This window comes from Enterovibrio baiacu, assembly GCF_004120195.1.
Classification (GTDB): Bacteria; Pseudomonadota; Gammaproteobacteria; order Enterobacterales; family Vibrionaceae; genus Enterovibrio; species Enterovibrio baiacui.
The window spans coordinates 463462-477032 of sequence record NZ_SCHN01000006.1; the positions used below are offsets into that span (position 1 = coordinate 463462).

The following is a 13571-nucleotide window of genomic DNA, read 5'->3' on the forward strand; positions in this document are numbered from 1 at the left end:
ACGGCCAGACAATAAAGGCTGTGCTTCTTTCTTCATTACACATGATGATGTGTGTTGATGCTCATTCAATGAATGAGCGATTTATCAGCAACTTAAAATATTCGTGATGCAATTCAAATGGTTGAGTGAAACCATAAAGCGCGAAATTATATCTGGTAGTCTCTACACAATGTCTCATTAACAAGACGACAACCAGGATGCTAAACCGTCGCTACACTCTTCAGATACACATTGCTGGGATATTCTTTTCCGTGGTGTCTGCGCTTTCCATTCTCTTAATCGTGCTCAGCTACCAAAATTCGAAAGCACTCAATCAAGAACTTGCAGAAGAACGCACCCGTCAAAACGCAGAGCAAGTGAAACTCGCCTTTCAAAAGCTCACCTTGCCCGTCCTTACCGCCATAGATTCTCTTGCGGTGTCTGAGTATGGTCGTCAATTGCATGCCTCTAACGATAAACAATGGCTTTCCACCATTAATGCCGTGATGGAAAACAACCCCGATGTCCTGTCAGTGTATGTCGGGTATCCGTCGGAAGAATCGGCGTTTATTCGCTCCACCAAGCCTGCTTTTATGCGGCACCAATTTTCCACACCCGACAACAGCCACATCATGGTGGACATCAATAATAACAACGGACTTCAGGTGCGTTCTTATTACGACGAAAAGCTGAATTTCATCTCCATCGACACAAATAACATCACTTATAAACCGACCACGCGACCTTGGTATAAGGTTGCGCCGGAGAACGGCGCGATCCACATTACTGATCCGTATTTTTATTTCTTCATTCAACGCATGGGGATTACGCTGTCACGCCAGTTACCAGACAATGATGGGGTTATCGCGGCGGATATCACCCTTGCTTCCCTGTCTAGCTTCCTCAATAGCTTGGTGGACTCAGAAGAAACCCAGCTTATGTTACTCGACGACAGCCGTAAAATTTTCGCACACACTGGCTTCCTGCCCGACGCCTCATCGGGGCGCTCACAGAAAGAGCACCTTCAAGCCCTTGCAGCTTCCCCCTTGAACCACCTCTACAAAACCAGCGATTGGCAAAAAACATCCATCAATGTCGAGCATGGTGGAGAAACATGGATGCTCAGTTTGGCGCGTATCACGTTTGGTGGCGAGCGTGGCCTTTGGTTGGCAAAAGCCATTCCAGAGAAACAATTAATAGGCAGTGCGATTGACGCGAGAAACAATCAAATCGTCATTAGCTTCTTAGGTTTAATCCTTGGTACAGCCATGGTCTTAGTCGCATCAGCAAGAATTGCTACCCCACTGAAAAAACTGGGTGAAGCTACGAAGAGAATTCGCCAATTCGATTTTTCTACCGTATCGAAAGTGAAATCGAATGTCGTTGAAGTCAAAGAATTGTCTGAGTCCATCAGCATGATGTCAGACACCATCAGTGGCTTTCTAGATACCTTGCACCGCGTCTCACACAGCTCGAACTTTGACTCGCTTCTGACTGACATCGTTTTACATTGCCAACAAACGACAGATGCCAACTATGTCTTGATGTGGACAAATTCAGCCAATGATCGCGATGCACTCGAACTGACAGCCCAATATCCATCAACAACGTGTGGCAGCGATATTCATCTGGAAAAACTGCTGTCTACGTCAACACGTATTCAGAAAGAGATTTCTGACCAAAACTTCGTGAGTTTTGCGCCGACAGTGGTAGAGCAAGACAACGGTAATTTGCCTTCGACTCTCCACCATGCGTGGTTGTTACGATTGAACAATCGAGATGGTGACTGCATTGGCTATGTCATGGTTGGCTTTAATCGCCCTGTCACTGCAAAACAAGAAGAGAAGCTTCCCTTTATTCGTCAGTTTTTGGGTTTCGCTTCGCTGATCAAAGAAAACTGGGATCGCGTTGTTGCGCAAAAGCATCTTTTCAAATCCTTTATTGAGATGATGGCTTCTGCGATCGATACCAAATCACCGTATACAGGCGGACATTGCCAACGTGTTCCTGAGCTCACCTTTATGCTCGCGGATGCGGTCAATAAAGACACCGCCTATTTCCCTGACTTTACCCTCAATGACCAATCACGAGAAGCGCTGTATTTCGCTGCGTGGTTGCATGACTGTGGCAAGGTGACAACACCAGAATATGTCGTCGATAAAGCCACTAAATTGGAAACCATTTACAACCGTATCCACGAAGTGCGTACACGCTTTGAAGTGTTAAAACGCGATAAAGAAATTCAGTATTGGAAGAAACGTGCCGAAGGCATGCCTCAACAGGAACTCGATGTTTGGTTGAAAAAAGAACTTGATGCGCTGGATGATGATTTTGCGTTCGTTGCAAAAAGTAATGTCGGCGCAGAATTCATGGATGAACAAAGCATTACGCGTCTCAAAACCATTGCACTACGTACCTGGCATCGCACCATTGACGACACGCTTGGCCTGTCGTGGGAAGAGGAAAGCCGCCGCAAACAAATGCCATCACGCGCACTGCCTTGCAAAGAACAGGTGCTTTCTGATGATCTGTACCACCATATTCCTTGGCTTTCTCAGCAACAAGAGACCTTTGAAAACTGGGAATTTAGCCTAGCTATCCCTGAACTTCAATATAATCGTGGCGAGCTGTATAACTTGTCGATCCAACGTGGCACGTTAACGGAAGAAGAGCGTTTCATTATCAACGACCACATCATCCAAACCATCAATATGCTTAAAAAGCTGCCTTACCCTAAGCACTTGGAGCGCGTCCCTGAGATTGCGGGCGGACACCATGAAAAACTTGATGGTAAAGGGTATCCCTATGGATTGGATGACACCAATTTGTCCATAGACGCTCGTATCATGTCAGTTGCCGATATTTTCGAAGCGTTGACCGCCAGCGATCGCCCTTATAAGAAAGCCAAATCGCTCAGCGAAGCACTCAAAATCCTCGCGTTTATGGCCAAGGATAAGCATATCGATCCGAAGCTTTATAGGATCTTCATTGAAGAGAAAGTATACCTACGATACGCAGAGGCGTTCTTGCCTGCATCTCAGCGCGATAGCGTTGATGAAGCAGCATTGCTGGCCATCATCAAACCCGCACAAAAAGCAAAGCCCAAAACAGTGAGCGAAGCCTAAAGCGAAAAATCCCCGCATTCCTTTCGAAAGCGGGGATTTTCATCACTCACATCGTCACGCATTGTCAACGCCTAGCGCGCGACACCATTCATCGAATGATCAGATAATCGAGCGACCCAGAGATATCACAACGCGGCGGTTTTTGTTTCGTCCAATTGGGCTATCGTTTTCCGCAATCGGTCGACGTTCACCAAACGCTTCAATACCAATGCGATCTTTCGGTAATCCGAGAGACATGAAGTAGCCTTCCAAGGTTCTCGCGCGTTTTTCCGACAATTTTTGGTTCGCAGCTTTCGCACCGCGGCCGTCTGTGTATGTCGCCAGCAACACCAAATCAATGTCAGGGCTGTAGCGAACGAACTCGGCAATTTGTGCCAGCTTCGCCATAGACGATTTATTAAGCTCATCCCCATTGTCGTCATAATGCAGCGTGGTAAATGCTATATCTTCAAATGAATAAGGTAATAGTCTGTCTACACAGCTGCTGAATTCGTTATAGCTCGTTTGAAAAGCCACCGGTGACAGAGACACATCGACGCGTTTTCCCTTGCTCTGCCATTCTCTAAAGCTAAAAGTGGGAAAGCGGCCATCTTCCAGCTCGGCCAACATGCTCCACGCTGTTTGACCATCGACGTACCCATCAAACTGCTTATAGAAACGAATACGATCGATATATTCCGCACGGTCTCCTGGCATCCATACCGCAGGCATGGACAGCAACGCGACGTTTTCGGTCTTGCCCATCGGGCGACGCATTTGCAATTCAAAGTCGAGGTTAATTTTCTTACTGGCGCGAGACGTAAAGGTCGCATTGCCAAAATTGGGGATCATGTGTTCAACGCGGCACTCAATTGGAGAGTCCACCGTCATTTGCCAAACGGATTCTGTTGGCTTTGCACCATACAACTTGGTGGCATTCGCTGTCACAGGCAAGGTGCTAGCAGCAATGCAAAGCGATAACAGCGTAAAAGGCTTGGCGAATGTCATGGCAGGGCTACGTCCTGTTCAAGTGAATGAATAAGTCTTTATTGTATCGGAAAACACGCGCAGTTCTTTAGGTCTATTTTAGACGGCACATTCCCTGTCACGCAGAAAACGTGGGCAAGATTTGAGGTAACAACGTAATTCGTTCGTTAGCAATGGGCGCAGTATATACATAACTAAGGGGAAGATGCCTTTAGAACCCGCGTCGCTTCTGCCATAATGCCTACCTGATTTACTTTTACCTTTGTAGACATGAGCCAAGAAACCAACCTAAATACCCTAAAAGCACGATTTCGTGGATATTTCCCAGTTGTCGTTGATGTTGAAACGGCAGGTTTCAATGCAAAAACAGACGCGCTTCTGGAAATTTGTGCCGTCACCCTGAAAATGGATGAAGAAGGTTGGTTAATGCCAGACAAAACAATGCACTTTCACGTTGCCCCTTTTGAAGGCGCGGTGTTGGTGAAAGAAGCCTTGGAGTTTAATGGCATTCGTGACCCTTTCAGTCCACTTCGAGGTGCTGTTGATGAGTCACATGCACTCAAAGAAATCTTTAAGCTCATTCGCAAAGAACAAAAAGCACAAGGCTGCCAACGCTCTATCATGGTGGCGCACAATGCCAACTTTGATCATAGCTTTGTCATGGAAGCCGCCGAGCGAAGCGCACTAAAGCGTAACCCTTTCCACCCTTTTGCTACCTTCGATACGGCAGCACTAAGCGGCCTTGCTTTGGGTCAAACCGTATTAGCAAAAGCGTGTGCAACCGCAGGTATTGCCTTCGACAACCGTGAAGCGCACTCGGCCCTCTATGACACCGAGCGCACCGCAGAGCTTTTCTGCGAGATTGTTAACAGATGGAAGAAATTGGGCGGCTGGCCTGTCGTTCCTGTGGAAAGTGATTCCGAACAAACTTCAGAAGAGTAACGCATCCTCTTCAAAAATTTAACAGGCGGATCTGCATGAAAAATAAGGCGATCCGCCGTTATTCCCACCTTGTCAATCGCACGTTTTAAACAAAAGTATGAAATCACTCTCATCACCGCCGAAAAAATAGGTTAGATCTTGCGCAAACTATTGATAACAAAAAACCTACATTTTTAATTCCATGCTTATACTCTCTTAGAACTGAACCGCACCACCTGTCTCGGTCAACCCGCAGGGATAGCGGATAAAACAATAAAGCAGTGAAAGAGAGGCATTTAGATGAACCGTCTAACAAAACGTACCTTACTATCAACAGCGATTGCTGTAGCGACATTCCAAGCACACGGTGCAGGTTTCCAAATCAGTGAACATTCCGCGAGCGGCCTAGGCCGAGCTTTTGCGGGTGAGGCAGCAATTGCGGACAATGCAGCCGTAGCTGTGCGCAACCCTGCTGCAATGACCATGTTTGATTCAGCCCAAGTTTCAGGTGGTATTTCATTTATCCAGCCTGATGTTGATGCAAAAGTGACATCTGTTGGTAGTAATCCACCGGCCGCTATCCCGAATACGTCTTCAGAGCATAGTGGAGTCGCTCCAGACGCTTTTGTACCAAACATTCACTATGTTCGTCCTCTAAATGACAAATCTGCAATTGGCCTTTCAGCATTTTCGAATTTTGGGTTAGCGACCGAGTTTCCATCCGATTCAGTAGCGGGACCTATCGCAGGGGAAACTGAACTGGCAACTGTAGATTTCAACTTAAATTACGCCTATAAAATATCGCCACAGTTCAGTTTGGGTGCGGGTATCAGCGCCATATACGCAGATGCTTCACTAACCCGAAATGCTGGTGCAGCGGTATACGGCTCAAATGCTTCAAATTTAGCGAATATTGGTGTGACGCAGCCTACTGATGTTGTATCTCACCTTGAAGGAGACGGATGGGGTTTCGGTTGGAACGTTGGTGCGTTATGGGAAATTAATGAAAAAAACCGTTTAGGGATATCCTACCGCTCACAAACAGATATTACCCTTGAAGGTGATTACAACGGTGTTAATACTGCTTATGCCGGAAAGCCAGGCCAAAAAGTTAACGGTGAACTGGAGTTAAATTTACCTGATATCTTCGAGTTTTCTGGTTATCATGAAGTCGCGCCAAAATGGGCGATACACTATAGCGCAATGATGATTGGCTGGAGCAGTTTTCAAGAATTGTTAGCAACTGGAGCTACAACCGATTGTGCATCCTCCCCTAATGCTGCTGACGGCGTCTGCCTTCAGAAAGATGAAAAATGGGATGATTCATGGCGCTACGCTATTGGTACAACTCATTTTTTGAACGAACAATGGACATTACGTGCAGGTTTAGCTTTGGATGAAAGTCCTGTTCCAAGTTCTCACCGCACATTGAGCATCCCAGATAGTGAGCGTACTTGGTATACTGTCGGTGCAACTTATCAAGCAACAAAAGCGCTTACTATTGACGGTGGTTTTGCTTACTTGAAAGGCGACACAGTAACAGGAAACGAAACTGAAAGCGGTACTGCTTTTGAATTCGAAGCTGGCGGTGATGCTTATATCTACAGCGTAAGTGCCAACTACACCTTCTAACAACTTGTTTCATTAATAAGAAAAGCCGATTCTTTGCAATCGGCTTTTTTGTTGCCTGTCACATTAATGAAATGTGAATGTAACCCATTGAAATGCAGAATTTCGTCTCGCCCTTCCATTTTTAAACATACGTTCACATATCCATCGCGTCAAAATATAGACCAACCCCTTAATTGTTAGGGTTTATCTGATAAAAAGCCTTGATTAGTGTAATTACTTCAAACGTCAGTTTTGAAACTGGACAATAAATCCCGAAAATTAAGACACTTACAGGTGATTTAACAGCTATTTAACAATTATTCATACCGTGACATATTAGCTTCCGAAGTAATCTGAACAGCTTAAAAATAACCTATAAAAGCCGTTCTGCTGTTTCAACCCATTGAATGTATTGCGTTTAGGTTGCTTAGCGACCCATTGCTCAATTGGAATGAGAGGCTGTATGTCAAAAAAACTATCAAGAACAGCGATTGCACTGGCAGTTGCATTAGCTGCGCCATCCGCATGGAGTGCGGGGTTTCAGGTATCAGAACACTCTGCAAGCGGGTTAGGCCGAGCGTATGCCGGTGACGCCGCCATCGCTGATAACGCATCAGTCATAGGACGCAACCCTGCACAAATGACCATGTTTAAGGAAGCACAACTCTCTACAGCTCTTCACATTGTTGACCCAGAAATAGACATCACGGATACCAGCAACAATCAAAAAGCGTCGGACGTTGCGCCCATGCAATTCGTACCCGCCACCTATTACGTTAGCCCGATCAATGATAAATGGGCATGGGGCGTCGGCTTATACACTGTCTACGGCGTCGCAACAGACTACCCAGATGCATTTGAAGCGGGCGATGTAGCAGGTGACACGTCACTCGCGAGCGTAAACCTCAACCCTTCTATTGCGTATCGCCTTAATGACCAAGTGAGTTTTGGTGCGGGTATTAACGTGGTTTATGCCATTGCAGAATTAAATCGTCATGTTGGTGCACTTGCTCCTAGCTTCAACACCGACAATTTCTCAGACAAACTCATCAGCATGGAAGGCGATACATGGGGGTTTGGTTGGAACGTAGGCGCGCTGTTTGAGCTAGACAAAGATAATCGCTTCGGCATTGCTTATCGCTCACAAATCGATCTCGATTTCGAAGGTGAATTCACTGACCACACTGGTCAAGTTACCAACACCGCTGGACAAGTGGTCACTGGTGATTTGTCTGTTCCTTTGCCCGCCATTGCTGAATTGTCTGGCTTTCACCAACTAAACCCTTCCCTTGCAGTGCACTACAGCATGATGTGGAGCCAATGGAGTTCATTCACAGAGCTAAAAGCAACCAATGCTCAATGTACTTCTGATGGTATTCAGGGTGTATGTTTCGACAAAAAAGAAGATTATGAAAGTGTATTCCGTTGGTCTTTAGGCACAACGTATGACATCTCTGAGGACTGGACCGTTCGCACAGGTTTTGCCTTTGATGAGAAAGCAGGCAAATCAACACTGAGTATTCCTGACTCTGATCGCTACTGGTTTTCTGCTGGTGCAACCTATCGCTACTCCCCTCGCTTAACCTTCGATGCTGGCGTTACCTATATCGCCAGTAAATCTGGAACCTTCACCGAAACCAGTCTGACGGGAGAACGTACGTTCTCTGCAAAAGGGGCTGCTTATATCGGTGCGATGCAAGCTAACTACAGCTTCTAGCCATTTATCCAGGGAGTATTGAAGATGAATAAAGGATTACCTATGAACAAGAAATTAGTTGTACTTGCTCTAGCATCAGCATTGGGTTTAACGGCATGTGGCGGTGAATCAGAATTAAGCGGTGGAAGCGCAAACGGTAGCTATGAAGACTACATCCAGGACAGCTTGAACGCACCAACACAAGTTAATTTCCAATTGGCCGGGGCTGACGCTAGCATTCCGGGGCCAAGTTTTCTTTTGATGAACCAAACTGATGGAACGCTAGATATTCCAACACGTGGCGACAATGCCCTATCAAATCCAGCCGCAGCAATGGGAACGATGGACGGATGGCCAGTGTCAATGCCAATGAGCCTATCGTTTAAAGGCGCAGGCCTTGCCGATGGCTTTGCAACCACAGGGATCAGCATTGTTAAATTAACGAAGAGCCTAACAGATCGAGACGGCGATCCTTCCGTAGAAAAGGTACTTCAACTTGGTACTGACTTTAATGTCATTACGAGCGCTGAGTCTGCCATCGTTGTTTTTACCCAAGCACTTGAGCCCTCTTCCGAATACGCCTTTGCAATCTCTAATGCGTTTACAGATAAAAACGGCGACGGCGTGGGCATGACCCGCTCTTACGCGACGTTGATTTCAGACTCAAACCCAACGTTGGTGGAATCACTAAAACCCGCCAGTGCGCTTACACAAGGGGTTAATTCCATATTCTCAGCGGTAGGCGTCCAGCCTCAGGATATTGTTTATAGTTCTTGGTTTACGACCCAATCCGTGGGCAGCACCTTATATGCCACAAAAGCGGCAATTGCGTCCGGTGTTGGTGATTTCAACGCGATCTGGAAAGGTTCTGCCAACCCAAACAACGTTGATCTATCACAAGCATACCTAATGTCTGTCCCAGCATCCGGTGAGGACTATGCAACCGCAATTCAAGCTGATACAAACTTTGCGACTTATATCGACCCTAATGGAACGATAGCGCCACTGCTCGTGGGATCGTACGCCGCCAATACCGTTACCGTCACAAAGGGAACCGTTAAACTGCCTTATTTCCTCGAAAAAGGAGCAGCTAATTGGAACACTACCCCCTTCGAATCTGGGATGCCAAGCCTTGCTATCATTTTGAGCGCGCTCGGTGATGAAAACGCCAGCACAGTGGCTCAACAACTTGCAGCGGCAGGTGTTGATACAGCGAAGCTGGCGGATGATGTAACAGAGCGACTCAAGCTTGTCGGTTTAACGTTAACAGGAGCAAATGGCGCTCAATTGGATGCTGAGCGGATCATCACCGGATTCAGCCCTATCCCTCAGGTAAAATCGTTGGATGATGTTCCTTTTGTTCTATTCTCACCGACAACCCCTTCTGGTGCGGTTGAGTTAGTGATTTATCAACATGGTATTACGTCAGCGAAAGAAAATGCGTATGCGTTTGCAGCTAACATTATCAATGGTGCGAAAGGGTTAGGTAAGGATATTGCGGTACTTGCGATTGACCAACCTATACACGGGGAACGTAGCTTGGATTCAACTCGCTCGGCCAATGTTGACGCAACTAACTATCTCAACTTGGCTTACTTGCCAGTAGGACGTGATAACTTACGCCAAAGTGCCCTAGACAATGTCGGTCTTCGCGCCGCTGTTACGCTCTCGCAAGCGGCAGGTTTATTTACCAATACACCACTGGCCACGCTGGATAATACTGCGACTACTCACCCAGCATTGTTTGGTCATTCTTTAGGAGGAATCACCGGGTTTAGCACTGTCGCCACTGCTAACAATACGCTTAGCACTGCTACCACGGACAATAGCGCAGCAGATACCTTATTTACATTCTCTCGCGTTGCGGCAGCAAACACGGGTGGGCAAATCGTAAATCTGCTTTTAGGTTCAGAGTCATTTGGCCCACTGGTTCGTTCGCAGGTGACGGCTGGTGTGCCAGCTGCAGAGCAAGAAAGCGTAATTAATCAGTTTGCTTATGCCGCGCAAACGGTGATTGACGCGGTTGATCCATTTAACCTTGTTGCACTCAATGATTATAAGGGTACAAACGTCTTAGATGGACTTCCAATTTACATGCAGCAGGTAAAAGATGATGACACCGTGCCTAATGCAGTAACAAACGCTCCCTTCGCAGGCACTATACCGCTCGCCACAAGCTTAGGCTTGGCTGTTGTAGACAGCGCTTCACAAGCCACCAGCAATGGTCGAAACTTTACGAAGTTCAGTGATGTTGGCCAGCACAGCTCTGTGATTGCGCCTCAAGATGCAAACTTAGCAGATCTAGGCCATACCACTGAGATGCAATCTCAGCTGGTTCAGTTCTTGAGTGGTGTAGCAGAAGACTACTCAGTATCGGACACAAGCGTGCTTGAATAAGCTAAATAAAATCCCCCCAAAAGGCCAGCACTGCTGGCCTTTTTCTTTATTTCTCTCTTCTTTACAAATTCCTCTCGACAACGTTAAAAAAAAACGCAAACTGTGATCTTCGCAAGGTGATACCCAAGCTACCTTTTGACTCATCAAGGATGACGAGGTGGTTTGGTTATACACATTTGGGATAATTTTTTGCTCGTTTTGGGCGCAGAGAAGTAGGGAAAAAAACTCATGAATCCGGTCGTTATCGCGGTTTGTGTGATGCTAATGTTGGCCCTTTTAAGGGTTAACGTTGTCGTCGCGCTCACCTTTAGTGCCATTCTTGGCGGTGTGGTTAGTGGCTTATCGCTAACTGATACCATTTCAGCGTTTGAAGGTGGGCTTGGCGGTGGTGCAACCATCGCGTTGAGTTACGCCATGTTAGGTACGTTTGCCGTTGCAATTAGTCGTTCTGGCATTACCGATCTTCTTGCACAAGCGGTGATTCGTAAACTCAATGGTAAAGACAATGCCACGGCGACAAGTGCACTGAAATACATGGTGTTGGTTGCACTCGCACTGCTTGCAATGTCATCGCAAAATGTCATTCCTGTACACATTGCGTTTATTCCCATTGTGATTCCGCCTCTTTTGCATGTGTTCGCAAAACTAAACCTAGACCGCCGACTCGTAGCGTGTGTTCTTACCTTCGGCTTGATCACGCCATACATGGTGTTACCGATTGGTTTTGGCGGCATTTTCCTCAACAATATTTTGCTGAAAAACCTGCACGATAACGGACTAGATGTTGTTGCAAGCCAAGTGCCTCAGGCCATGCTCTTACCTGCAGCGGGTATGCTATTTGGTGTGTTGGTCGCTGCGTTCATCAGCTACCGTAAACCTCGACACTACTCAGAAGAAAAAATCCGCGCGGCAGAGCCTGAAAAAACGGAAATTAAACCGCAAAACATTATTGTGGCTATCGTCGCAATCGCGACAACCTTGGGTGCACAGCTTTATACGGGTTCGATGATCGTGGGTGCACTTGCTGGTTTCATGGTGTTCACTGTCGGCGGCGTCATCAAATGGCAAGACACGAACGATGTCTTCACCCGCGGCGTGCATATGATGGCCATGATTGGCTTCATTATGATTTCAGCTGCAGGTTTTGCAGCCGTGATGAAAGCGACGGGTGGCGTTGAAACCTTAGTGGCGTCACTGGCTTCTAGCATTGGTGACAACAAACCACTCGCCGCGCTGCTGATGTTGGTTGTAGGCCTACTCGTCACCATGGGTATTGGCTCGTCATTTTCCACCATCCCGATTATCGCGACCATTTATGTGCCACTGGCATTGGCATTTGGTTTCTCACCGATGGCGACGATCGCGCTGGTGGGCACAGCTGCAGCCTTGGGTGATGCAGGCTCCCCAGCTTCTGACTCAACCCTTGGCCCCACTTCAGGCCTGAACGCTGATGGTCAGCACGAGCACATATGGGACACAGTTGTGCCCACCTTTGTTCACTACAACTTGCCATTGATTGGCTTTGGTTGGATCGCTGCAATGGTGCTGTAACCTAAGCACTTATAGCCCAAACGGTACACTAATATTCAATAAAAAAGCCGCTGATGGTCAGCGGCTTTTTCTTTTTGAATCATTGCGTTAAAAACGTCGAGGTTTTATTCCGCATCACGGCGTGTTGCCGCTTCTTTGATGATAGGTTGAAGTTCACCCTTCTGGAACATTTCCAGAATGATGTCACAGCCACCAATCAACTCACCTTCAACCCAAAGTTGTGGGAAGGTTGGCCACTCCGCGTAGATTGGCAGCTCAGCACGAATGTCTGGGTTCTGCAGGATATCTACATAAGCGAATTTTTCACCACACGCCATCAGCGCTTGGCTAGCCTGAGAAGAAAAGCCACAGCTAGGTAGCTTAGGCGAGCCTTTCATATAAAGCAGGATCGCGTTCTCTTCGATCTGCTGTTTGATTTTATCAATAGTTTCCATTACTTCCTCGAACACCAAGTGTGATGACTTCGTTCATATTAACTGGGAAAAGCGCGGAAAAAAATGCCTAAAAACTGTAAGGACATATTCAGCCGCTTTTTTTAAAATTATTCTTTTAATAAAGTAAAAACTTGCTAAACTGTTTTGCAGTCAGTCTATAAGTAGAAACGTCGACAATTTAGTCACCTAAAGTGTAAGACAAATCTACAGGAAGCAATAATGTCAGGGGGCAACCCCACCCATCATGGAGAATCGAGTAATGGCATTTCAACTACCAGCTCTTCCTTACGAAAAAAATGCACTTGAGCCGCACATCTCTCAAGAGACTTTGGAATACCACTACGGTAAGCACCACAACACTTACGTTGTTAAGCTTAACGGCCTAGTTGAAGGTACTGAGCTTGAGAGCAAATCTCTGGAAGAGATCATAAAGACATCTACTGGCGGTGTGTTCAACAACGCTGCGCAAATTTGGAACCACACCTTCTACTGGCACTGCCTAAGCCCAAATGGTGGCGGTGAGCCAACAGGTGATGTTGCAGATGCCATCGCGAAAGCGTTCGGTTCATTCGAAGAATTCAAAGCGAAATTCACTGATTCAGCAATCAACAACTTCGGTTCTTCTTGGACTTGGTTGGTAAAAAAAGCTGACGGTTCTCTCGATATCGTGAACACGTCAAACGCAGGCACCCCACTGACTGAAGAAGGTGTTACACCACTTCTGACTGTTGACCTGTGGGAACACGCTTACTACATCGATTTCCGTAACCTGCGTCCAGACTACATGAATGCATTCTGGGCATTGGTTAACTGGGAATTCGTTGCTCAAAACCTAGCAGCGTAATCTCTCGGTTCTTTCCGCACCTTTGAGTGTGAACGAAATACCTCGCT

General features: G+C 46.7%; 9 protein-coding genes. 7 read left to right on the forward strand and 2 right to left on the reverse strand.

The window, feature by feature from the left end:
• The first annotated feature begins 197 nt into the window (after nt 1-197).
• A complete protein-coding gene (locus EQP46_RS04640) occupies nt 198-3104 on the forward strand; it encodes an HD domain-containing phosphohydrolase (protein ID WP_129492518.1) in 2907 nt (968 codons plus the stop codon).
• 99 nt (nt 3105-3203) lie between these two features.
• Here EQP46_RS04640 and motY read toward each other — a convergent pair whose 3' ends face one another.
• Nucleotides 3204-4091 carry a flagellar protein MotY gene (gene motY, locus EQP46_RS04645; protein ID WP_129492519.1) on the reverse strand — a complete coding sequence of 296 codons (888 nt, stop codon included), beginning with the start codon at nt 4089-4091 and terminating at the stop codon, nt 3204-3206.
• Nucleotides 4092-4340: 249 nt separating this feature from the next.
• On the opposite strand from motY, the gene rnt reads away from it, so the two are divergent.
• The 5 genes from rnt (at nt 4341) to EQP46_RS04670 (ending at nt 12246) form a co-directional block, all read left to right on the forward strand.
• On the forward strand, nt 4341-5012 hold the full coding sequence (gene rnt, locus EQP46_RS04650) for a ribonuclease T (RefSeq protein WP_129492520.1): 672 nt from the start codon (nt 4341-4343) through the stop codon (nt 5010-5012).
• A gap of 279 nt (nt 5013-5291) precedes the next feature.
• Nucleotides 5292-6623: an outer membrane protein transport protein gene (locus tag EQP46_RS04655; protein WP_129492521.1), complete on the forward strand. Its 1332-nt coding sequence runs from the start codon at nt 5292-5294 to the stop codon at nt 6621-6623.
• Nucleotides 6624-7065: 442 nt separating this feature from the next.
• Nucleotides 7066-8319, forward strand: coding sequence for an outer membrane protein transport protein (locus EQP46_RS04660; protein ID WP_129492522.1), 1254 nt, complete (start codon nt 7066-7068; stop codon nt 8317-8319).
• A 42-nt stretch (nt 8320-8361) separates the two neighbouring features.
• A complete protein-coding gene (locus EQP46_RS04665; RefSeq protein WP_129492523.1) occupies nt 8362-10695 on the forward strand; it encodes a VolA/Pla-1 family phospholipase in 2334 nt (777 codons plus the stop codon).
• Between the two features lie 228 nt (nt 10696-10923).
• Nucleotides 10924-12246, forward strand: coding sequence for a Na+/H+ antiporter family protein (locus EQP46_RS04670; RefSeq protein WP_129492524.1), 1323 nt, complete (start codon nt 10924-10926; stop codon nt 12244-12246).
• Between the two features lie 104 nt (nt 12247-12350).
• On the opposite strand, the gene EQP46_RS04675 is transcribed toward EQP46_RS04670, so the two are convergent.
• Nucleotides 12351-12680, reverse strand: coding sequence for a Grx4 family monothiol glutaredoxin (locus tag EQP46_RS04675; RefSeq protein ID WP_129492525.1), 330 nt, complete (start codon nt 12678-12680; stop codon nt 12351-12353).
• Between the two features lie 259 nt (nt 12681-12939).
• On the opposite strand from EQP46_RS04675, the gene sodB reads away from it, so the two are divergent.
• Nucleotides 12940-13524 (forward strand): superoxide dismutase [Fe], encoded by a 585-nt coding sequence (sodB, locus tag EQP46_RS04680; RefSeq protein ID WP_017007675.1) that lies wholly within the window; start codon nt 12940-12942, stop codon nt 13522-13524.
• Nucleotides 13525-13571 lie beyond the last annotated feature (47 nt).

Excerpts from the sequence above, each read along its gene's own strand:
- EQP46_RS04655 (WP_129492521.1), top strand. The coding sequence starts at position 5,292 with ATGAACCGTCTAACAAAACGTACCTTACTATCAACAGCGATTGCTGTA.
- EQP46_RS04640 (WP_129492518.1), top strand. The coding sequence starts at position 198 with ATGCTAAACCGTCGCTACACTCTTCAGATACACATTGCTGGGATATTC.
- EQP46_RS04660 (WP_129492522.1), top strand. The coding sequence starts at position 7,066 with ATGTCAAAAAAACTATCAAGAACAGCGATTGCACTGGCAGTTGCATTA.
- EQP46_RS04675 (WP_129492525.1), bottom strand. The coding sequence starts at position 12,680 with ATGGAAACTATTGATAAAATCAAACAGCAGATCGAAGAGAACGCGATC.
- sodB (WP_017007675.1), top strand. The coding sequence starts at position 12,940 with ATGGCATTTCAACTACCAGCTCTTCCTTACGAAAAAAATGCACTTGAG.
- EQP46_RS04670 (WP_129492524.1), top strand. The coding sequence starts at position 10,924 with ATGAATCCGGTCGTTATCGCGGTTTGTGTGATGCTAATGTTGGCCCTT.
- rnt (WP_129492520.1), top strand. The coding sequence starts at position 4,341 with ATGAGCCAAGAAACCAACCTAAATACCCTAAAAGCACGATTTCGTGGA.
- EQP46_RS04665 (WP_129492523.1), top strand. The coding sequence starts at position 8,362 with ATGAACAAGAAATTAGTTGTACTTGCTCTAGCATCAGCATTGGGTTTA.
- motY (WP_129492519.1), bottom strand. The coding sequence starts at position 4,091 with ATGACATTCGCCAAGCCTTTTACGCTGTTATCGCTTTGCATTGCTGCT.